This is a genomic window from Streptomyces chattanoogensis, from assembly GCF_001294335.1.
Lineage (GTDB): Bacteria > Actinomycetota > Actinomycetes > Streptomycetales > Streptomycetaceae > Streptomyces > Streptomyces chattanoogensis.
Window position 1 is genome coordinate 101,857 of sequence record NZ_LGKG01000174.1, and the last position, 20,007, is coordinate 121,863.

Genomic DNA, 20,007 nt, shown 5'->3' on the forward strand with positions numbered 1-20,007 from the left:
GAACGACCCCCTATTTCAAGGGAGTTCGTCTCCACGGCAGCTCACCGGGTCGAAGATAGTGGCGCGGTTTTAAACAGCACAATCGCTCGAAGGGGTGGCATGGAATTCTCTTTCCGTGGAAAGGTTTAGCCAGTTCACCTGTGGGGAGGGTGTGCCCGGGCGTCGGCTGTGACCGGATCGTCGAGAACGGCCCGGAGCGCCCCGTGCGCCGCCCCGAGCAGCGGCCCGTCGGCCCCCAGCCGGGACACCGCCACGAGAGGTCCGCCGGGTCGCGCGGCGGCCGGGGCGACGGCCGTCCGCAGTGCCAACTCCCCTTCCAGGGACGGCAGAATCCAGGGCGCCAGCCGGGCCAGCGCGCCGCCGAGGACCACCGTTCGGGGGTCCAGCATATTCACCGCCCCGGCGAGCGCGATCCCCAGCGCGGTCCCCGCCTCGTGGAGCGCCCCGGTAGTGGCCGCATCCCCGTCGGCGGCGCGCCGCGCGAGCAGCGCGATCCGCGCGCCGGGGCCCGGGTGTGCGGCCGCCGCCTGCTCCGGCGTGAGCCCGGCGGCGCGTAGTACGGCCTGTTCCCCCGCGTACTGCTCCAGGCAGCCCCGGCCCCCGCAGCCGCACGGACGGCCGTCCGGATACACCGGGACATGCCCCAGCTCGCCCGCGAAACCCCGTGCGCCCCGCAGGAGTTGACCGTCCACGACCACCGCGGCGCCGATCCCGCTCTCCGCCGAGACATGCACGAAGTCCGTCGGCGGGGCGAGCCCGTCCGCGCCGCCGCCCAGCCGGAGTTCGGCCAGTGCGCCGAGGTGCGCCTCGTTGTCGACGGAGAGGGGTACGGGGGCGCCGGAGGTCCCGGTCGCGCCGGTCAGCCCGGGGGTGAGATCCGCATCCCGCCAGCCGAGATTGGGGGCGTGCACGACGGTCGCCGAGCCGCGGGCCACCAGGCCGGGAACCGCCACCGTCAGCCCGGCCGGGCGCAGGCCCTCGGCGGCGATCTCCGCGGTGACCTGCATCAGCAGCGCGGACAGCCGCCGCAGTACCGGCCCGGGTGCGCTGTGCCGGTTGGCCGCGTCCGCCGCCACCCGGGCCCGGACCCGGCCGCGCAGATCCACCGCGCACACGGCCAGATGGTCGACGCCTATCTCGGCCCCGATCCCCGCCGGGCCCCGGTCGCTGACCGCCAGCCCGCTGCCCGGCCTGCCCCGCCCGCCGGTCGCCGCCCGCCCGGCCTCGACCAGCAGCCCGAGCCGCAGCAGCTCGTCCACCAGCGGCGCGACCCCGGCCCGGGTCAGCCCTGTCCGCTCCGCGATCCCGGCCCGGGACACCGTGCCCGCGGCGGCCACGGTCCGCAGCACCCGGGACAGATTGCGGCGGCGCAGGGCGTGCTGGGTGTCCTGTCCCTTCACGCCTGCTCCCTTCACCCCCGCAACAGCCCTTCCCCGGCCGTCAGCGTCCCGGCCAGCCGCTCCAGCACCGCCTCGTCCCGCTCTCTGGCCTCGTACGACGCGCCGCGGGCCGTACCCCACCGCCGGGCCACCGCCGCCGGCTCCTCGCCCAGGAGGAGCCCGGCCGCCTGGGCCGCCGCCCCCAGGGCCACCAGCTCCTGGGCCTGCGGCACCAGCACCGGGCGCCCGGACAGCCGCCGTACGGTCTCCCGCCAGGCCACACCTTTCGCGCCGCCGCCGATCAGCAGCAGCGGGGCGTCCGGCGCGGCCTCCTCGTCGATCACCTGGTCCAGGGCCCGCAACAGGGCGAACACCGCGCCGTCGTACGCCGCTTGGAGCACCTGTCCTGCCGTGGTGTCGTGCCGCAGCCCGTGCAGCAGGCCCGAGGCGGCGGGCAGGTTCGGGGTCCGCTCGCCGTCCAGGAAGGGCAGCAGTACGGCGCCGCCACCGGGCTCGACGGCCTCCCGGTCCCGGCCGAGCAGGGCCGCGATCCGGTCCACGGCGAGCGTGCAGTTCAGGGTGCAGGCGAGCGGCAGCCAGTCGCCGCGCGCGTCGGCGAAGCCCGCGACGGTGCCGGTCGGGTCGGCGGGCCGGTGCGCCGAGACCGCGTAGACCGTCCCGGAGGTGCCCAGGCTCAGCACCGGCTGCCCGGGGCGCAGGCCCAGGCCGAGCGCCGCCGCCATGTTGTCCCCGGTGCCGGCCGCCACCAACGCGCCGTGCGGCAGCGGCAGATCGCGGGCGTGGACCGTCCCCGCCGCCTCGCCGGGCGCGGCGACCCGGGGCAGCGCGTCGGGGGACAGGCCGACGAGGTCCAGGATCCCGGTGTCGTACGCCTCGGTGGCCGAGGCCCACCAGCCCGTCCCGGAGGCATCGCCGCGGTCGGTGACACCCTGGCCGGTCAGCCGCTGGGTGAGGTAGTCGTGCGGCAGCCGCACCGCGGCCGTGGCGGCCGCCGCGTCCGGCTCGTTCGCCCGCAGCCAGGCCCATTTGGCGACCGTGAACGACGGCCCCGGCACGCTCCCGACCCGGTCCGCCCAGGCCTTCGCACCGCCCAATTCCCCGATCAGCCGCTCGCTTTGGGGCGCGGACCGTACGTCGTTCCACAGGATCGCCGGGCGCACCGGCTCCCCGGCCGCGTCCAGCGCCACCAGACCGTGCTGCTGGCCGGCCACCGACAGCGCGGAGACCTGCCGCGCCGCATCTCCGCACTGGCGCAGCGCCTCGCCCAGCGCCCGCCACCACTGCCCCGGGTCGCTCTCCTTGCGCTCGCCCCCGCTGACGGTGTGCGGCGCATGGCCCCGGGCCACGACCACACCCGTCTCCGCGTCCACGACCAGCGTTTTCGTGGACTGGGTGGAGCTGTCCACGCCGGCGACGAGCGGTCCGGCTGACTGTGCGCCCATGGTGCGCTCTCCCTTGGCGGCTCGGTTCCAGGGGCCCGGTCCCGGGGATTCCCCGGGGTGCTTTCGCATATTAGTTTGGCCGCGACGGAATTTGTAAAGACCGTTGACGAAATGGCCGAGGGAAATGACCGGGGAAACGGCCGGGAAAATCACCGAGGGAGTCGCGATGAGCTATCAGCCCGTGCCCGAGGACAAATTCAGCTTCGGCCTCTGGACGGTCGGCTGGCAGGGCCGCGACCCCTTCGGGGACGCCACCCGCCGCGCACTGGACCCCGTGGAATCGGTCCACCGGCTCGCCGAGCTCGGCGCGTACGGCGTCACCTTCCACGACGACGACCTGATCCCGTACGGCTCCGGCAGCACCCGGCGCGAGGCAGTGGTGAAGCGCTTCACCGATGCCCTGGACGCCACCGGCCTGGTCGTCCCGATGGTCACCACCAACCTCTTCACCCACCCGGTCTTCAAGGACGGCGCCTTCACCGCCAACGACCGCGACATCCGCCGCTACGCCCTGCGCAAGACGCTCCGCACCCTCGACCTGGCGGCGGAGCTGGGTGCGCGCACCTATGTGGCGTGGGGCGGGCGCGAGGGTGCGGAGTCGGGCGCGGCCAAGGACGTCCGGGCCGCACTGGACCGGCTGAAGGAGGCGTTCGACCTGCTCGGCCAGTACGTCGTCGAGCAGGGCTACGACCTGCGGTTCGCCATCGAGCCCAAGCCCAACGAACCGCGCGGGGACATCCTGCTGCCCACCGTCGGCCACGCCCTGGCCTTCATCGGCCGGCTGGAGCGCCCCGAGCTCTACGGCGTCAACCCGGAGGTCGGCCACGAGCAGATGGCCGGGCTGAACGTCCCGCACGGCATCGCCCAGGCGCTGTGGTCGGGCAAGCTCTTCCATATCGACCTCAACGGCCAGAGCGGGGTCAAGTACGACCAGGACCTGCGCTTCGGCGCCGGCGATCTGCGCTCCGCGTTCTGGCTCGTCGACCTGCTGGAGACGGCCGGCTACGACGGACCGCGGCATTTCGATTTCAAGCCGCCGCGCACCGAGGACCTGGACGGCGTCTGGGCCTCGGCCGCCGGCTGTATGCGCAACTACCTGATCCTCAAGGAGCGCGCGGCGGCCTTCCGCGCGGACCCCGTCGTACAGGCCGCACTGCGTGCCGCCCGCCTCGACCAGCTGGCCCGTCCCACCGCCGAGGACGGCCTGGCCGGGCTGCTGGCGGACCGCGCCGCCCTGGAAACCTTCGACGCCGAGGCAGCCGCCGCCCGCGGTATGGCCTTCGAGCACCTGGACCAGCTGGCCCTCGACCACCTCCTCGGCGTCGCCTGAGCCGGCGGCGCCGGGCGGCACCGGCGGATACGGGGCGGCACCGGCCGGCTCAGCCGAACAGCTCCCGGACGAACGCCAGCTCCGCGGCCCGCTGTTCCCCGCCGCCGCCCTCGTGCGCATTGAACCGCCACACCTTCAGCGCCTTCTCTCCCGCATAGTGGTTGTACGAGGCGAAGCCGGTCGACGGCGGGACGATGTCGTCGCGCAGCGCCGTACCGAAGAGCGCCGGGGTGCTCGCCCGGACCGCGAAGTTCAGCCCGTCGAAGTGGTCGAGGGTGTGCAGGGCGGCGTCGATGTGCCGGCGCTCGCCCGCGAAGTAGCGGGTGAGTTCGCCGTACGGGCCCGTGTCCGTGAGGTCGAGCGCGCGCCGGATGTGCGTCAGGAACGGCACATCGATCAGCGCGCCGGCCAGACCGGACACCAGCCCCGTCATCGCGAGGGCGGTGGCGCCGCCTTGACTGCCCCCGGCGACCACGATCCGGTCCGCGTCCACCCCGCCGTGTCCGCGCGCCGTGTCCACGGCCCGTACGGCATCGGTGAACAGCCGTCGGTAGTAGTAGTCGTCGGGGTTGAGCAGCCCCTGGGTCATTTTGCCGGGTACGCCCGGGTTGGTTGCGGCGACCGGATCGGGTGTGCCGCCGGGGCGGTTGGGGCCGCTCTGCCCGCGGGCGTCCATCACCAGCGTCGCGTATCCGGCGGACGGCCACAGCGTCCAGTCGTGCGGCATCATCCGCCCGCCGCCGTAACCGAGGTACTGCACGATGCACGGCAGCGGACCGCCGGCCGCGCGCGGGATCAGGAACCAGCCCCGGATGCGGTGTCCGCCGAAGCCGGAGAACTCCACGTCGTAGCTGCGCAGCAGCGCGAGGCCGGTATCCAACTCGGTGAAGCGCGCGTCCAGATCATGGCGGCGTGCCTCCTTGAGGGTGCGCTGCCAGAAGGCGTCAAATCCGGGCGGTTCGGGCAGTGGTGGGCGGTAGTCGCAAAGCTGGTCCAGGGGCAGGTCGGTGAACACGGGTTCTCCTCCGGGCCGTAGGGTTGCCAGGGCGTGCCCACGTCCAAAGTGCCCATCGTCCGGATGGTTCAGCCGCGGAATGTTCCAGGTTGGTCACCGTGTCCGCCGAATCCTCTTAAAGAAGCGATCATTTCTGTCATGAGCTTTCCTCCGCCTCCGCCTCCGTCGAACCAGCCGCCCAGCGACAACCCCGGCGGCTACGGGCCACCCGCCGGTGGTGGCTTCGCCCAGGGCGGTTACGGCTACCCGCAGGCCGGCAACCAGCCCCCCGGCGGCTACGGTCCTCCCGCGGGCGGCGGTTACGGGCCCGGCGGCCCGGCGGGGCCCGGCGGCTGGCAGCAGCCGGTCGGCCCGCCGCCCGGCGGTGGCGGCGGTAACGGCAAGGTCATCGCGGCGATCATCGGTGGCGGCGCCCTGGTGGTGGCCGCGGTCATCACCTTCGTCGTGCTGAACAACGGCGACGAACCCAAGCACCGCGCGCAGCCGTCCAGCTCAAGCTCCAGCGCCGGCCCGTCCGAGAGCGCCTCTCCCACGCCGTCCGACGACCCGACGCCGACCCCGTCCGACACGGCGTCGCCGACGCCCTCCAGCGGCGACCTGCCCTTCTATCAGCTGAAGGTGGGCGACTGTTACGACCGCACGGCGCGCGGCGCCGGCTACAACCAGTCGGCCTCCTGCAACGGCCCGCACGACGCCGAGGTCGTCAGCGTCCACCGCCTGGTCTCCGGCCTCAAGACCGAAGACGACATCAAGCAGGAAGCAGCCTCGCTCTGCAAGAAGGAACTGGCGCGCAAGGCCGCCCAGCAGCCGTCCGGCACCGCCGAGGGCACCTACGTCCAGTTCCCCAACTTCCGGGGCTACGACCTGGGCATCAAGTCGGTCAGCTGCAGTCTGACGGGAAACAGCAGCATGACCAAGAAGCTCACCAAGCCGCTGTCCTGAGCCGCACGGCCGCCACCGTGGCCTGAGCGACGAAAGGGTCGGGGCCCGTCCGTCGTGCGGAAGCCGGTGCCGTGGTGCGCCGCCCGCTGTCCGCGCGGCAGCACGGTCATCCCACTGCCACCGATCCGCCCGGACGGGTCCCCGACGCGAAGCGGAGGATGTCGGGGACCGCTTCCCGCAGGCTCCCGAAGTGACGGTGCACGCCGGCCACCCTGACCGGAGCGTTCACCCCCCACACCGTCATGCCGGCCCGCAGTCCTGCCTCGACGCCGGAGGGGGCGTCCTCGACGACCAGGCAGTCCTCGGGCCTCGCACCGAGCTGCGCGGCAGCCAGCAGGTAGGGCACGGGCGAGGGTTTGCCCTCCTCCACCGCTGCGGCGTCCACGATGACGCGCGGGACCGGCAGACCCGTCCGGGAAAACCGCCCCCGCACCCGGTGCTCATAGTTCGAGGTCACCAGCGCCCACGACCCCGGCGGCAGGGCTTCCAGCAGCTCCGATGCACCGGCGAAGGCCGCATAGACGCCGGACCGGACGTCCTCGTCCTCGATGCCGTGGAGCGCAGCCAGGCACTCGGCGGGATCCTGGTCCGGAGCGACCTGCGCGAACGTCTCCATCGGCCGCGTCCGCAGGGCAACCTGGTAGACGCCCTCCGCGTCCAGCCCGTACCGCCCGGCCCACGTTCTCCAGACTTGGCGTTGGTTGGCCACGGCGTCGATCAATGTACCGTCGACATCGAAGAGGACGAACTTCCTGGGGCGGGGCTGCACAGGCTCACTGGTCACGTCGCGATCGTCCCCCAGGCCCTAGGGGACCTCGTCGGCCTCCCCCACCTCCGCCGCCGCCGGATCCAGCACCCGCGCCAGGAACGCTCTGGTCCGCTCGTGCCGCGGTGCGCCCACCACCTGCTCCGGAGTGCCCTCCTCGACGATCACCCCGCCGTCCATGAAGACCACCCGGTCGGCGACCTCGCGGGCGAAGCTCATCTCATGGGTGACCACCAGCATCGTCATCCCGTCCCGCGCCAGCGAGCGCATCACCGCCAGCACATCGCCGACCAGCTCGGGATCCAGCGCCGAGGTCGGCTCGTCGAAGAGCATCAGCTCGGGATCCATCGACAGCGCGCGGGCGATCGCCACCCGCTGTTGCTGTCCGCCCGACAGCTGCGCCGGGTAGGCCGCCGCCTTGTCGCCCAGCCCGACCCGTTCGAGATGGGCGCGGGCGGTCCGCTCCGCCTCGGCCCGGCCGCGGCCCAGTACCCGCCGCTGAGCGATCGTCAGATTCTCCAGCGCGGTCAGATGCGGAAAGAGGTTGAAGGCCTGGAAGACCATTCCGATCCGCCGCCGGACCCGATCGATGTCCACATCCGGGTCGGTGACCTCGGTGCCGGCCACCGTGACCCGTCCCGCGCTCGGCTCCTCCAGCAGATTCACACAGCGCAGCAGGGTCGATTTCCCGGATCCCGACGGTCCGATGACGCACACCACTTCACCCCGCGCCACGGAGAAGTCGATACCCCGCAGCACCTCCAGTGCGCCGAACGATTTGTGCAGGCCCTGGACGTCGATGGCCTTGCCGTCCTGCTCCGGCTTCATTCCGGTCACCTGGCCTTCGCCGTACGGGCTTCCAGCCGCCGGACCAGCTGCCCGAGCGGAACGGTGATGACGAGATAGAGCAGTCCGGCGACCAGGATCGGGGTCAGGCTCTTGTGCTCGTTGAGCGCGTCCCGGCCGAAGTTGGCCAGCTCGACCTGGGTGAGGGAAAGTCCCAGCAGATACACCAGCGAGGAATCCTTGGTCAGCAGGATCAATTCATTGGTCAGCGGCGGCAGGACGATCCGGAAGGCCTGCGGGATGACGATCGAGACCATCGCCCGGCCGTGCGACATGCCCAGCGAACGCGCCGCCTCCATCTGTCCCTTGGGCACCGCCTGGATTCCGGCCCTGATGGTCTCCGCCATGTACGCGGCGCCCACCAGACCGAGCGAGAGCATCACCGTGATGTTCATATCGAGCGCGACCTCGAATGCCAGCGGCACACCGAAGCCCAGCGCGATGAACACCAGCAGTGCCGGGATTCCGCGGAAGAACTCGATATAGGTGATCGCGATCCAGCGGTACGGCGGCACCGACGACAGCCGCATCAGCGCCAGTACCAGACCGAGCGCAAGACCGAACCCGAAACCGAGCAGGGTGTAGAGAACGGTATTGACCAGGGCCGTGGTGATGATGTCGGGGAACATCGCCTTGGCGATTTCGACGTCGAAGAACGCCGTCCGCAGCTGGTGCCAGTCGGCGACCAGAGCGAAGACCGCCACGGCGACGACCAGGACGCCGTACTGCGCACCGCGGAAGATCCGCGCGCGCTGTCGTCGGGAGAGCTGTCCGGAGAGTGGCATCGGGAGCGGCCTCAGCTCTTCGGAGTGGTGCCGAACCACTTCTTGTAGATCCGGTCGTAACTCCCGTCGGATCTGGCCTTCTTGATGGCCTCGTTGATCTTCTTGCGCAGCGCGTCGTTGCCGGTGCGGACGCCGATGCCGTAGTGCTCGCCGGTGTTGAATTCCGCGGTGACCTCGGTGTCCGGGTTCTGCTTCACATAGTCGAAGAGCACGCCGTTGTCATTGATGCCGGCGTCGACCTGGCCGGACTTCACCGCGGTCAGCAGCAGTCCCAGATCCTCGAATTCCACCAGTTCGACGTCCTTGCCGTGCTTCTTGGCGTAGATCCCGCCGGTGGTGGCCTTCTGGTAGCCGAGCTTCCTGCCCTTGAGATCCTCGATCTTCTTGTAGGGCTTCCCCTTCTTCGTGAGCAGCGCCTGGGTGGCGTTGAAATAGGGGTCGGAGAAATCCATCACCTTGTCGCGGGCGGGCGTGATCGTCATGCCCGCGGCGGCCAGGTCGCATTTGCGGATGGTGAAGTCCTGGCCGGTCTCGATGCCTTCGAACGGGGTGTTGACGATCTCCTGCTTGACGCCGAGGTCCTTGGCGACCAGGTCCACCAGATCCACATCGAACCCGACGACCTTGCCGTCCTTCTTCACCTGGAACGGTGCGTACGGAAGGTGGGTGCAGGTCTTGAGCGTCCCGGCGGAGACCAGTTCCGGACCACCGGAACCCTTCTTCCCGTCGGACTTGGTGCTGCTGCACCCCGCCAGGACGGCGATGGCCGCGGCAGCGGCTATGACGGGCAACGCGGAGCGAGCGGACACAGGTCCTCCAGGCGGATGAGGATCGGCCAAGCCGTGCGGTGCTGCGAGTTGGCTGCATCCTGCCATCGGCCGGCGGTGCTGTCGCCGCCGCGCCGGTTGCGTCTGTGTAACGCCTTCGGCCCGGTAGGGGCCGGAACCTACCGCCGGTCCTGTTCCCAGGCCGCCCGTTCAGCGGCCGAGGACGGCCGCGAGCTCCGCGATGACGCCCGGGCCGACCCGGCAGCAGCCGCCGATCAGCCGGGCGCCCGCCGCGGCCCACCCGGCGACCCGGTCCGTACCGAACGCCGGGCTGCCGCACCACGCCCGCGCCTCGGCGTCCCAGCTCTCCCCGCTGTTGGGGTAGACCACCACCGGCTTGCCGGTGATCCGCGCCGCAAGCGCCACCGCCCGGTCCGCGTCGTCCGGTGCGCAGCAGTTCACCCCGACCGCGATCACCTCGTCCGCCTCTGCCGCCAGTGCGAACGCCTCCGCCAGCGGCTGCCCGGCCCGTGTACGGCCGCCCGCCACGCTGTACGACAGATAGGCCGGAACCTCCAGCCCCCGCACCGCCCGGAGCAGCGCCCGGGCCTCATCGGCGTCCGGCACCGTCTCCAGCGCCAGCACATCGGGCCGCGCCGCGGCCAGCACCTCCAGCCGCGGGCGGTGGAAACGCTCCAGCGCGTCCACCGGCAGGCCGTAACGGCCTCGGTATTCGGAGCCGTCCGCCAGCATGGCCCCGTACGGCCCGGCCGATGCCGCGACGTACAGCGGCCCCGCGATCCCGCCCGCCGCCGCCCGCCCCGCCGCCTCGCGCGCCAGCTCCACGCTCCGCCCGATCAGCTCGGCGGCCTTCGCGGCCCCGATACCGCGCTGCGCGAACCCCTCGAACGTCGCCTGGTAGCTGGCGGTGATCGCCACCTGCGCCCCCGCCTCGTAGTACGCGAGATGCGCCCGTACGACGGCCTCCGGGTCCTCGGCGAGCAGCCGGGCCGACCACAGCGCATCGCTGAGATCGTGCCCGGCGGCCTCCAGCTGGTTGGACAGCCCGCCGTCGAGTACGACCGGCCCCGCGGTCAGGGCTTCGGCGAACGACGGGGATCTCGCGACCATGGTGCGTGCCTCTCGTGCTGCGGCCCCTTGGTGCCTGGTCTCTCCGGGCCTGTTCCCGGATCGTAACGCCGGCCGTGCGGGCCCGGAGGCCCGGTCACTGGCCCAGCGACGAGAACCCGAACGTGAACCGCGCCGGTGCCACCTCCAGCCGGTGCTGCGGCAGCACCCCCGGCCCGCACGACCCGCTGCCGATGCCGTGCTGCGCATGGTCGAGATACAGCCAGATCCGGTCACCGGGCGTGAGATCGGTGGTGTGCCGGGCGGCGGTCAGCTCCTCCACGGGCCAGCGCCGCGCCGTGAACGAGAAGTGCGGGTCGCCCTCGATCCGCAGGCCCGCGCCGTTGCTGCCGGTCAGCTCGGCCCAGCGCACATCGGGCCGGGCGCCGTTCTCCTGCGGCCGGACGTACGGGGTCTGCAGCGCGTCCACCGGCATCGACCACCTGCCCACCCGCGCCGCCGCCCGGGTGTCCGGATAGCCCTCGCCGGGCCCGCCGCCGAACCACTGCGCCAGCCCCAGGCTCTCGCACACCGCCATCCGCACCCCCAGCCGCGGCAGCGGACCGGGCCAGTCGCCCTCGGGATCGACGGCCACCTCCAGCCGCAGCAGACCGCCTTCGGCCGTCCAGCGGTAGACGGTCCGCAGCGCCAGATCCGTGGCGGCCGGGGCGACCCGGGTGCGGACCACCAAAGTGTCGGGGCCGGTCTCGACGGCGTCGACACGATGCCGCATCCGGTGCAGTCCGATCCGCCGCCACTCGGCGGCCGGGTGCGGCCCCGGAAGCCACGCCGCGCCCTCGTCGTTGTCGGTCGGTGCCCGCCACACCTCCAGACGGGGTCCGGTCAGCTGTACGCCGTCCAGATAGCGCAGCGCCCCCGTGCCGGCGTCGAAGGTCCCCGGCCCGAGCACGATCACATTGCCCTCGCCGCGGCGCGGCGCCGCGCGGACGTGCTCCGGGGGAGCGGGGGCCGGGAGCGCGGGCGCCGGCAGCTGGCCCCAGGCGACCTCGTGGCCCGCGTCCGCCCACGGGGTGTCCTCGGCGAGCACCGCCCGGACCGTCCACCAGGCCTCCCCGGTGTCGCCCTCCTCCACCGGTGGCGCCGTCAGCTCCACTTCGGCCGATTCGCCGGGCGCCAGCGGCGGCACCTCGAGCCATCCGCAGCCGCGGCCCTCGCCCGCCACCTCGTACGACCACCGGAACTCCAGATGCCCGAGACCGGCGAAGTCATGGAGATTGGTGATCCGGACCGTGCCTCCCGGCCCGGCGCCGCCGGTCACGCCCTCGATCCGTACCGGCTCGATGACCTTCTTGAACTCCACCAGACCGGGCGACGGCACCCGGTCGGGGAAGACCAGCCCGTCGCAGACGAAGTTGCCGTCGTGCAGCTCCTCGCCGAAGTCGCCGCCGTAGGCGTGGAACACCTCGCCGTCCGGCGTCAGCTGCCGCAGCCCGTGGTCGATCCACTCCCAGACGAACCCGCCCTGACAGCGCTCATAGCGCTCGAACAGCCGCTGGTACTCGCTCAGCCCGCCCGGACCGTTGCCCATCGCATGCCCGTATTCGCAGAGCAGAAAGGGGAGTTGACGGCGACGAGTGTCCAGCTCCGGATCGGTCAGTGGCTCTTCCTCGCGCCGTCCGATGCGCTCCACCTCGGCGTGGCCGGCGTACATCCGGGAGTACACATCGGTGTCGGCGCAGCTGCGGTCGCCCTCGTAGTGCAGCGGACGGGACGGGTCGCGCTCCCGCATCCAGGCCGCCATGGCGGACAGCCCGCGGCCCGTGCCGCACTCGTTGCCCAGCGACCACAGCACGATGCTCGGATGGTTCTTGTCCCGCTCGACCATCCGCCGGGCCCGGTCGAGCAGCGCCGGCTCCCAGCGCTCGTCGTCGACCGGATTGCCCCGCCAGCCCTGCTGCCCGAATCCGTGCGTCTCCAGATCGCATTCGTCGATGACCCACAGGCCCAGCTCGTCACACAGATCGAGGAAGGCGGGGTGCGGCGGATAGTGGCTGGTGCGGACGGCATTGATGTTGTGACGCTTCATCAGCACCAGGTCGCGGCGCATCGCCTCCGGGCCGAGGGTGCGTCCGTAGCGCGGATGGAATTCATGGCGGTTGACGCCGCGCAGCAGGATCCGGCGGCCGTTGACCTTGAGCAGACCGTCCTCGACGCGGACCGTACGGAAACCGATCCGCAGCGGGATCCGCTCGCCCGGGGTGACCAGCTCGCCGTCGTAGAGGTGGGGCTCTTCGCTGCTCCAGGGGCGTACGGAGATGGTTGCGCTCTCCCCGGTGGCCAGGTCGAGCCCCAGCTCCGGGACGGTCACCCGGCCGGCCGGAGCACACTCGACGCGCAGGGTGCCCTCGCCCGTGACGTGATCGAACCCGGCGTGCACGAAGTGGTCGACGACCGAGCCCCGGGGGCGGCGCTGCACGGTCACGTTCCGGAAGATGCCCGGCAGCCACCACTGGTCCTGGTCCTCCAGATAGCTGCCCGATGACCACTGGTGGACGCGCACCGCCAGCACATTGCCGCGCGGCCGCAGCAGATGCCCGACCTCGAACTCGTGCGGCAGCCGGCTGCCCTTGAAATGCCCCAGCTCCTGCCCGTTGAGCCAGACCCGGGCGCACGATTCCACCCCGCCGAAGTGCAGCACCGCGGGCCCCTCGCCCCAGCCGTCGGGCAGATCGAAGACATGCCGGTGGTCGCCGGTCGGGTTCTCGTCCGGCACCCGCGGCGGGTCGACGGGGAAGGGGTAGGCGGTGTTGGTGTACGCGGGGGCGCCATGCCCTTTGAGGGCCCAGGTTCCGGGCACCAGGAGGTTCTGCCACCGGGAGTCGTCGAAGTCGGGGCGGGTGAAGGAGTCGTCGTGCTCCGTGGCGGTGGCGGCGAACCGGAAGCGCCAGGTGCCGTGCAGGGAGATCCGGCGAGCGTCCGACGCCGCGAACCAGGCGCGTGGCGGCAGCACCCCGCTCCCGGGGGAGCGATCTTCGTAGTACGGGAGCAGGCGGTCCCGGCGGTCGCTGTGGTGCGGTGCCCGGTCCGTCCCGTTGGCGGGCCGTGGCGGCGGTCCGTACGGCGTCGGCTGCGGCGCGTGCTGCGAAGTACCGGTCACGGGTCCTCCTGCTGCGGACGACTTTCCTGACGGTGGGGGATCTCTCAGCGAATCACGGGCGGGGGCACGGCGCAGCCGGATGGGGCGGATTGGGCCAGGCGGATCCTGTGCCCAACCCGCCGCCCCGGGACCGGCTGCCCGTCGCTCAGCCCTCCGCCGACAGCCCCGCCAGCGCGCCCGCCGGATCGTCCGTGGCCGGGCCCGCGGGCGCCCACTGCCCCCCTTCCTTGCGATACGGCCACCAGCGGCCGTCCCGCCCGTAGCGCAGCTGGGCATCGCCGCCGACCACCGTCCAGCGGTTACGGACGGCCCGCAGCCGGGGCCGGATCTCGCCCTCCGCCCAGGCGGCCGCAAGCCGGTCGTTGGCGCGGGCCAGCGCCGCCGGCTCCGGTATCCACTCCTCCTCGAGGACCGCGAGCCCGGCCGTACCGCCCAGCTCCCAGGCCCGTACGGCCAGCGCCAGCCCTCGTGCATCGCGCCCCGAACCCGCCGCCAGCCGCGCCGATATCGCCGCCCCGGGGCGGGCCGCCGCCAGCCGCACCGCGTCCTGGCCGGGCGTCAGGGCGGGGGGTGGCGGGCTGTCCGGGTGCCAGGGGGAGAGCGCATCGGTCAGCAGCCTCTGGGCGCGCGCCGCCGCATCGGCTGTCAGGAACTCCAGCGCGGCCGCCTCCACCCCGGGCGCGGGCGGGCTGCCGCCGCCCAGCACCGGCGCGGCGCCCGGGGTCTCGACGGCGGGCGGTGGGGCGGGCAGCGACGGCAGAATGCCGCGCGCCGCATACGCCTCGGCCGCCGGCACCCCGGTCATGGTGCGCTCCGCCTCCGCCTCCGCCTCCGCCGGCGCCTCGGCCCGCGATGCGCTGCGCGCCTGCAGCTCGTCCAGCAGCTCACGCTCGCCGCGGCCGCGCAACAGCAGCAGCACAAACGGATCCTCGTCCAGCAGCCGCGCCACCTGATAGCAGAGCGCGGCGGAATGAGCGCAGTGGTCCCATGCCTCGCAGCTGCACTGCGGCTCCAAGTCGCCGATTCCCGGCAGCAGTTCCATGCCTGCGGCGGCCGCGTCCTCCACGAGCACCGGCGGCATGTCGCGGTCCAGCAGCGCGGCGATATGCCCGGACCGGTCCGCGACCAGGTCCAGGAAACGGTCCCAGTCCGCCGGGCTCAGCTGCTGCCACAGCACATCCGCACGGTGCCGTGTGTGGTCGCGGTCCGCCACGACGGCGGTGATCCGGCCGGGCCGGACCGACACCGCGCCCACCGCTCCGGCGCGTGCATGCCGCCGCCCCAGCTTCAGCTGCTCGCCGTCCAGCGCGGTGTCCTCCAGCGCCTTGAGCCACGCCTGCCCCCACCAGCTTTGCGCGAACGCCCGCCCGCGCGCCGCCGGCAGCGCGGCGAAGGTCCGCTCGGTCTCCTCGATGTCCGCCGTGGTGTTCATCGCTCGCTCCCTCGCAGGGTGACCAGGTCCGCCAGCTCGGCATCGGTGAGCTCGGTCAGCGCCGCCTCGCCCGATCCCAGCACCGCATCCGCCAACTGCTGCTTACGGGAGAGCATTTCGGCGATCCGGTCCTCGATCGTGCCCTCCGTGATCATCCGGTGGACCTGCACCGGCTGGGTCTGCCCGATGCGGTACGCGCGGTCGGTGGCCTGCGCCTCGACCGCCGGATTCCACCAGCGGTCGAAGTGCACCACATGCGCCGCCCGGGTGAGGTTCAGCCCCGTACCGGCCGCCTTCAGCGACAGCAGGAACACCGGCGCCGCACCCTCCTGGAACTGCCGCACCATCTCCTCGCGCCGGGCGACCGGCGTCCCGCCGTGCAGGAACCGGACCGGCACCCCGCGCTCCGTCAGATGCCGCTCCAGCAGCCGCGCCATCTGCACATACTGCGTGAACACCAGCACGCTCGCGCCCTCCGCGAGGATGGTGTCCAGCAGTTCGTCCAGCAGCTCCACCTTCCCTGAACGACCGGCGATCCGGGGTGAGTTCCCGCCCGTGCCGCCGGCCTGGCCGGCCTCCTCCTTCAGGAATTGCGCGGGGTGGTTGCAGATCTGCTTGAGCGAGGTGAGCAGCTTGACCACCAGCCCGCGCCGTTCGAACCCGTCCGTCCCGGCGATCTCGACGAGCCCCTCGCGCACCACGGCTTCGTACAGCCCGGCCTGCTCCTTGGTCAGCGCCACCGCACGGTCGGTCTCCGTCTTGGGCGGCAGCTCAGGCGCGATCCCCGGATCGGACTTGCGGCGGCGCAGCAGAAACGGCCGCACCAGCCTGGCCAGCCGCTCGGCCGCCTCGGGGGACGCGCCCGTATTGCCCTCGATGGCCTGCGCGTACCGCGTACGGAACCGGCCCAGCGTCCCCAGCAGTCCGGGTGTCGTCCAGTCCAGGATCGCCCACAGCTCGGAGAGGTTGTTCTCCACCGGGGTGCCGGTCAGCGCCACCCGGGCCCTGGCGGGGAGGGTGCGCAGCGCCCTGGCGGTCGCGGAGAAAGGATTCTTGACGTGCTGGGCCTCGTCGGCGACGACCAGTCCCCAGTCCGCCTCGGCAAGCTTTCCGGCGTCGAGCCGCATCGTGCCGTAGGTGGTGAGCACGAATTCCCCGTCGGCCAGGTCCGCCAGAGTGCGCCGTCCGGCATGGAAGCGGCGCACGGGCGTGCCGGGCGCGAACTTCTCGATCTCCCGCTGCCAGTTGCCCATGAGGGAGGTGGGGCAGACAACCAGCGTGGGGCCTGCCGAGGACGGATGGGTCTGCCGGTGCAGGTGGAGTGAGATGAGGGTGATGGTCTTGCCCAGGCCCATGTCGTCGGCGAGGGTGCAGCCCAGCCCCAGCGAGGTCATCCGGTGCAGCCAGCCGAGGCCGCGCAGCTGGTAGTCGCGCAGTGTGGCGGCGAGCGCGGCGGGCTGCCGGAGCGGCGCGGCGTCCGTACGCTCCGGATCGGCGAGCCGGTCCCGCAGCTCGGCCAGCCATCCGGACGCCTCCACGGTGACCCGGCGGCCGTCGTCGTCCTCGGTGGTACCGGTGAGTGCGGCACCGAGCGCGTCCAGCGGCGTGATCTTACGGTCCTGGCGGTCGCGGGCGGCCCGCACCGCCTCCGGGTCGAGCAGCACCCACTGGTCGCGCAGCCGCACCAGGGGGCGCCCGGCCTCGGCGAGCCGCTCCAGCTCCGCTCGGTCGATCTCCTGGCCGCCCACCGCGAACCGCCAGCTGAACGAGAGCAAGGCGTCGGCAGACAGCAGCGAGGGCAGCCCGGAGCCGGTGCCGTCCAGGGGGCCGGGCGGCGGTCCCACCACCGCCCGGCCCGTCAGCTTGCGGGCCAGCTCCTTGGGCCAGTGGACCTGCACCCCGGCGGCGGCCAGCGCGCGTCCGGCCGGGCCGAGCAGCTCGGCGATCTCCTCATCGGCGAGCGGCAGCGCGTCCGGCACCGCCGCGGACAGCAGCGGGGTGAGCGGCGCCCAGACGGCGGCGGCCCGGCGGAGGGCGAGCAGGGTGTCCATCCTGGCCCGCGGCCCGAATGCCCGCCCCGCCGACGACGCACCGGCCCACACCTCGGCCGCGTCCTCGACCAGCGTCGGATCGGTCAGGCTGTGCAACTGGGGCACGGCGGTGAAGCCGGCCCGTTCCGCGGTCTCCATGCCGTGCACCTCCACCCGGAGCGACATCCGTACGCCCGCGTCATGTCCGGCCGCGACCTCCGCCGCCCAGGCGCGCTGCTCGGGGATGTGCTGCGGTGCGGCGGCCGCGAAGGCCGGGCTCCCGGTGGCCAGCGCCGCGGCGGGGGAGCGAGGCAGTCCGTCGGCGACCGCGTCCAGGAAGGCCCGCAGATGCCGCTCCGGCTCGGGCAGTTCGAGCGGGTCGGTGTCCGGGAGGGGCGAGGCGTGCGCGTACGGCGGCATGGCGGCGGCCAGGTCGCGCAGCCGCTCGATGTCGGCCGGGTCCAGCGGACCCAGCCGCCAGGCGTCGTGGTCGGCGGGGCTCAGGCCGGGCAGCAGGCGTCCACGGGCGGCGAGCTGGAGTGCCAGCACGGACGCGGCGCCCCAGAAGGCGGCCGCCGGGTCGGCACCGCGGGCGGCACGGGCGCGGGTGAGGACGGGCACCGCGGCGGCCACCGGCAGGATCAATGCCGGGACGGCGGACACGTACACCGTGCCGTCCGCGTCCGGCAGCGCGACGGGGATCTCGTCCACCACCGGCCCGCCGTCGTCGGCGAATGGGTCGTCATCGGTGCGTGCAAGCTGCTCGCCGTCGGGGCGCCAGAAGGCGACCCGTCCGGCGCGAGGCGGTTCCGACGGCAGGAAAACCGCTGCACAGCGGGCGAGCGCAGCGAACTGAGCGGGCGGGACCGCGGGGAGAAAAGCCACTGGGTGAAGAACTCCTCAAGTTTGACTACTGGCGCCTGGAGCGCCCGAGGGTACAGCATCCGGACGGCGTTCGAGGCAATCTGCGCAGCGGATACGAGGGAACTCGCGCAGCGAAACCGGCGTTCCCTGCGAACACGGGGACCCGCGCAGCGGATACGGGCGACCTGCACAGTGGATCTGAGGGAACTTACGCAGCGAAACCGGCGTTCAATGGAATGCAGCGAGCGCGGCGCGGGCCGCGGAAAGGGCGTGAAGGATGTCCACACAGGCGAAGGTCGCGGTCGGCGGTGTCGCGGTGGGAGTGATCCTGCTGTGGCTGCTGCCCCTCTGGGCGGCCCTCTTGGTCATGATCGGGGTGCCGGTCATCGCGTATCTGGCGCTCGACCCCGCACAGCGGCGCCGGCTGCGCCGCGTCACCCGCAAGGAAATAGGGCGCTGAGGGAGGGGCCCGGGACACCGCCCCGGGCCCTCGGTCAACGGACCTCAGGAAGGCCGCACCGCCAGCTTGTCCAACGAGGACAGCAGCCCCGGAAGTTCGGGCCCCCGGCCCACCGGATGCACCTCACCGGGATCGTCGTCCAACAGCACGAACGCGATGTCGTCCGTGCGGGCCACCATGCTCCAGCCCGGCCCGTCGATCCGCAGCGTGCGCGCCTCGCCCGCGGCGAACGACGACCGCACCCGGCCCGGGGGCGGCGGCTGGGCCAGATACCCGCGCGCCTCCTCCAGCACCCGGCGGACACCCCCGCGCGCCCCTCCAGCCTCGCCCTGCCCGCCGCCCTCGCCCGGCTCGGCGAAGGCCTCCTCGTCGTCCACCTGCTCGCGCCAGGCGGCCCACTGCATCGCGATCTCGTCCGCGCCGAGCCGCCGCTGGGCGGGCCCCCAGGCATTGGCGTCCGGCGGGGCCAGCGGTGCCGGATCCCCGTCCTGCAGCTCAGGGTCGTGCGGCTCGGGCACCCCGGGCGCCGACACGGCCAGCGCGAGCGGCCAGCCGGGCAGCGCCCCGACGATGCTGTCCTCCCCGGGCGAGAGGTCGTACTCCATGCCGCAGTCCCAGGCCGCGATCGCGCAGGCCACCAGCGACACGTCCTCCGTCACGACCGTCCAGCGCGCACCCGTGCCGTCCTGCCCGAGGACCAGCCCGTAGCCCTCGAAATACGGCTCGAGCCCGAGCCCGGCACACACCTCGGGATAGTCGTCGCCGAGCACGCTGGGAAATTGCGCAGGCGTCAACAGCACCGCCGTCAGCACGAACAGCTGGTCGCCGTCACCGTCAGTGCTCTCGGTCGTGGGCACGCGGGGCCTCCCCATCCGATCCAAGCGGAATACATCGGCGCACCTTAATTGGCTGGGTACGGCCTTGTCACCCGCCGTACGCTGCACGCATGTGTTTCTACAGCAGCCGGATGCACTTCGTTTGCCTGGACTGCCGGGTCGCCTACAAGAAGACGGCCACCTCCCGGGGCCCGGGCCGCTGCCCCCAGTGCCGCGCCGAGCTGATCAACGCCGGCGCCCACCTGGCGGTCCCCAGGAAGCGTGACACCGCGGGCTGGCGTGCGCTCGACGCCGTGCTGCGCTCCGGGCTGACCTTCCACGGAGGCTGCTGCGGTACGGGACCGGGCTACCGCCCGCGCACCCCGCGCGAGGTCCGGGAGCGGCTGGCCCTCGCCGGGCGCACCGGTATGCCCGTCAAGCAGGCGCTCGCAGTGCCGGACCCCACGACGACCGACCGCTACGGCGCCGGCGTCAGCCCGAGCAGCTCCCGGGCGACCACCAGCGGAGGCTGCTGACGCTCCCGCGCCAGCGCGATCACCGCCCGGCAGGCCAGCTCATTGACCCCAAAGGCGAGCGCCTCGGGCGAGACCCACCCCGCGGCCTCCGCGCCGCGCTCCTCGTCGTCCCCGGCGCTCGCCGCCACATAGACCGCCGCGGCCTCGAAGAGGTTGTGGCGGTGCACCCCCGTCCGCATGTCCCCTCCGATGTGCTGTCCGGCGTTCCGTCTGCCGCGGAATCTTCGGGGGATGTCGCGTATGAATCCGGTCATTTCCACTCCCGGTCTGCCGACCCGCATCGTCGTTGAAGTGTGCCCGGAGCGCCTAATGTTGGAACTTCGGCGGACGA

17 protein-coding genes are annotated in these 20,007 nt (G+C 72.6%); 4 read left to right on the plus strand and 13 right to left on the minus strand.

What is annotated here, in order from left to right:
- Positions 1 to 134 precede the first annotated feature (134 nt).
- Positions 135 to 1,400: an ROK family transcriptional regulator gene (locus ADL29_RS33230; RefSeq protein WP_053927254.1), complete on the minus strand. Its 1,266-nt coding sequence runs from the start codon at positions 1,398 to 1,400 to the stop codon at positions 135 to 137.
- Between the two features lie 11 nt (positions 1,401 to 1,411).
- Positions 1,412 to 2,842: a xylulokinase gene (xylB, locus tag ADL29_RS33235; RefSeq protein ID WP_053927255.1), complete on the minus strand. Its 1,431-nt coding sequence runs from the start codon at positions 2,840 to 2,842 to the stop codon at positions 1,412 to 1,414.
- A gap of 166 nt (positions 2,843 to 3,008) precedes the next feature.
- Here xylB and xylA point away from each other — a divergent pair, with 166 nt between their 5' ends.
- Positions 3,009 to 4,172 (plus strand): xylose isomerase, encoded by a 1,164-nt coding sequence (gene xylA, locus ADL29_RS33240; RefSeq protein WP_053927307.1) that lies wholly within the window; start codon positions 3,009 to 3,011, stop codon positions 4,170 to 4,172.
- A gap of 49 nt (positions 4,173 to 4,221) precedes the next feature.
- On the opposite strand, the gene ADL29_RS33245 is transcribed toward xylA, so the two are convergent.
- Complete coding sequence (locus ADL29_RS33245; protein ID WP_053927256.1) at positions 4,222 to 5,187, minus strand: acetylxylan esterase; 966 nt, start codon at positions 5,185 to 5,187, stop codon at positions 4,222 to 4,224.
- Between the two features lie 138 nt (positions 5,188 to 5,325).
- Here ADL29_RS33245 and ADL29_RS33250 point away from each other — a divergent pair, with 138 nt between their 5' ends.
- On the plus strand, positions 5,326 to 6,129 hold the full coding sequence (locus ADL29_RS33250; protein ID WP_053927257.1) for a hypothetical protein: 804 nt from the start codon (positions 5,326 to 5,328) through the stop codon (positions 6,127 to 6,129).
- Positions 6,130 to 6,235: 106 nt separating this feature from the next.
- Here the strand turns inward: ADL29_RS33250 and ADL29_RS33255 are convergent, their stop codons facing one another.
- From ADL29_RS33255 to ADL29_RS33290, 8 genes are all read right to left on the minus strand, one after another.
- A complete protein-coding gene (locus ADL29_RS33255) occupies positions 6,236 to 6,913 on the minus strand; it encodes an HAD-IA family hydrolase (RefSeq protein WP_053927258.1) in 678 nt (225 codons plus the stop codon).
- 21 nt (positions 6,914 to 6,934) lie between these two features.
- The gene (locus ADL29_RS33260) at positions 6,935 to 7,723 is read right to left on the minus strand and encodes an amino acid ABC transporter ATP-binding protein (RefSeq protein WP_053927259.1); all 789 of its coding nucleotides are present in this window, start codon (positions 7,721 to 7,723) and stop codon (positions 6,935 to 6,937) included.
- 5 nt (positions 7,724 to 7,728) lie between these two features.
- The gene (locus ADL29_RS33265; protein WP_053927260.1) at positions 7,729 to 8,526 is read right to left on the minus strand and encodes an amino acid ABC transporter permease; all 798 of its coding nucleotides are present in this window, start codon (positions 8,524 to 8,526) and stop codon (positions 7,729 to 7,731) included.
- 11 nt (positions 8,527 to 8,537) lie between these two features.
- Positions 8,538 to 9,335, minus strand: coding sequence for an ABC transporter substrate-binding protein (locus ADL29_RS33270; protein WP_053927261.1), 798 nt, complete (start codon positions 9,333 to 9,335; stop codon positions 8,538 to 8,540).
- A gap of 168 nt (positions 9,336 to 9,503) precedes the next feature.
- Positions 9,504 to 10,424, minus strand: coding sequence for a homocysteine S-methyltransferase (gene mmuM / locus ADL29_RS33275; RefSeq protein ID WP_053927262.1), 921 nt, complete (start codon positions 10,422 to 10,424; stop codon positions 9,504 to 9,506).
- 94 nt (positions 10,425 to 10,518) lie between these two features.
- Positions 10,519 to 13,539 (minus strand): glycoside hydrolase family 2 TIM barrel-domain containing protein, encoded by a 3,021-nt coding sequence (locus ADL29_RS33280; protein WP_078971476.1) that lies wholly within the window; start codon positions 13,537 to 13,539, stop codon positions 10,519 to 10,521.
- A 145-nt stretch (positions 13,540 to 13,684) separates the two neighbouring features.
- Positions 13,685 to 14,971 (minus strand): SWF or SNF family helicase, encoded by a 1,287-nt coding sequence (locus tag ADL29_RS33285; RefSeq protein ID WP_053927263.1) that lies wholly within the window; start codon positions 14,969 to 14,971, stop codon positions 13,685 to 13,687.
- The gene (locus ADL29_RS33290; protein WP_053927264.1) at positions 14,968 to 17,886 is read right to left on the minus strand and encodes a DEAD/DEAH box helicase; all 2,919 of its coding nucleotides are present in this window, start codon (positions 17,884 to 17,886) and stop codon (positions 14,968 to 14,970) included. The genes ADL29_RS33285 and ADL29_RS33290 overlap by 4 nt, the downstream gene beginning before the upstream one ends.
- A 256-nt stretch (positions 17,887 to 18,142) precedes the next feature.
- Between ADL29_RS33290 and ADL29_RS33295 the strand changes: the two genes are divergently transcribed.
- Positions 18,143 to 18,325: a hypothetical protein gene (locus tag ADL29_RS33295; protein WP_046924733.1), complete on the plus strand. Its 183-nt coding sequence runs from the start codon at positions 18,143 to 18,145 to the stop codon at positions 18,323 to 18,325.
- A 44-nt stretch (positions 18,326 to 18,369) separates the two neighbouring features.
- On the opposite strand, the gene ADL29_RS33300 is transcribed toward ADL29_RS33295, so the two are convergent.
- Positions 18,370 to 19,182, minus strand: a complete 813-nt coding sequence (locus tag ADL29_RS33300) for a hypothetical protein (RefSeq protein WP_053927265.1) — start codon at positions 19,180 to 19,182, stop codon at positions 18,370 to 18,372.
- An 89-nt stretch (positions 19,183 to 19,271) separates the two neighbouring features.
- Between ADL29_RS33300 and ADL29_RS33305 the strand changes: the two genes are divergently transcribed.
- Positions 19,272 to 19,676: a hypothetical protein gene (locus tag ADL29_RS33305; protein WP_244318860.1), complete on the plus strand. Its 405-nt coding sequence runs from the start codon at positions 19,272 to 19,274 to the stop codon at positions 19,674 to 19,676.
- Here the strand turns inward: ADL29_RS33305 and ADL29_RS33310 are convergent.
- Positions 19,619 to 19,930 (minus strand): hypothetical protein, encoded by a 312-nt coding sequence (locus ADL29_RS33310; protein WP_245689731.1) that lies wholly within the window; start codon positions 19,928 to 19,930, stop codon positions 19,619 to 19,621. The genes ADL29_RS33305 and ADL29_RS33310 overlap by 58 nt on opposite strands.
- Between the last annotated feature and the right edge of the window lie 77 nt (positions 19,931 to 20,007).

Coding starts and splice junctions, on each gene's coding strand:
- ADL29_RS33260 (WP_053927259.1), bottom strand. CDS start 7,723: ATGAAGCCGGAGCAGGACGGCAAGGCCATCGACGTCCAGGGCCTGCAC.
- ADL29_RS33295 (WP_046924733.1), top strand. CDS start 18,143: ATGTCCACACAGGCGAAGGTCGCGGTCGGCGGTGTCGCGGTGGGAGTG.
- ADL29_RS33265 (WP_053927260.1), bottom strand. CDS start 8,526: ATGCCACTCTCCGGACAGCTCTCCCGACGACAGCGCGCGCGGATCTTC.
- xylA (WP_053927307.1), top strand. CDS start 3,009: ATGAGCTATCAGCCCGTGCCCGAGGACAAATTCAGCTTCGGCCTCTGG.
- ADL29_RS33305 (WP_244318860.1), top strand. CDS start 19,272: ATGTGTTTCTACAGCAGCCGGATGCACTTCGTTTGCCTGGACTGCCGG.
- ADL29_RS33250 (WP_053927257.1), top strand. CDS start 5,326: ATGAGCTTTCCTCCGCCTCCGCCTCCGTCGAACCAGCCGCCCAGCGAC.
- ADL29_RS33310 (WP_245689731.1), bottom strand. CDS start 19,930: ATGACCGGATTCATACGCGACATCCCCCGAAGATTCCGCGGCAGACGG.
- ADL29_RS33285 (WP_053927263.1), bottom strand. CDS start 14,971: ATGAACACCACGGCGGACATCGAGGAGACCGAGCGGACCTTCGCCGCG.
- mmuM (WP_053927262.1), bottom strand. CDS start 10,424: ATGGTCGCGAGATCCCCGTCGTTCGCCGAAGCCCTGACCGCGGGGCCG.
- xylB (WP_053927255.1), bottom strand. CDS start 2,842: ATGGGCGCACAGTCAGCCGGACCGCTCGTCGCCGGCGTGGACAGCTCC.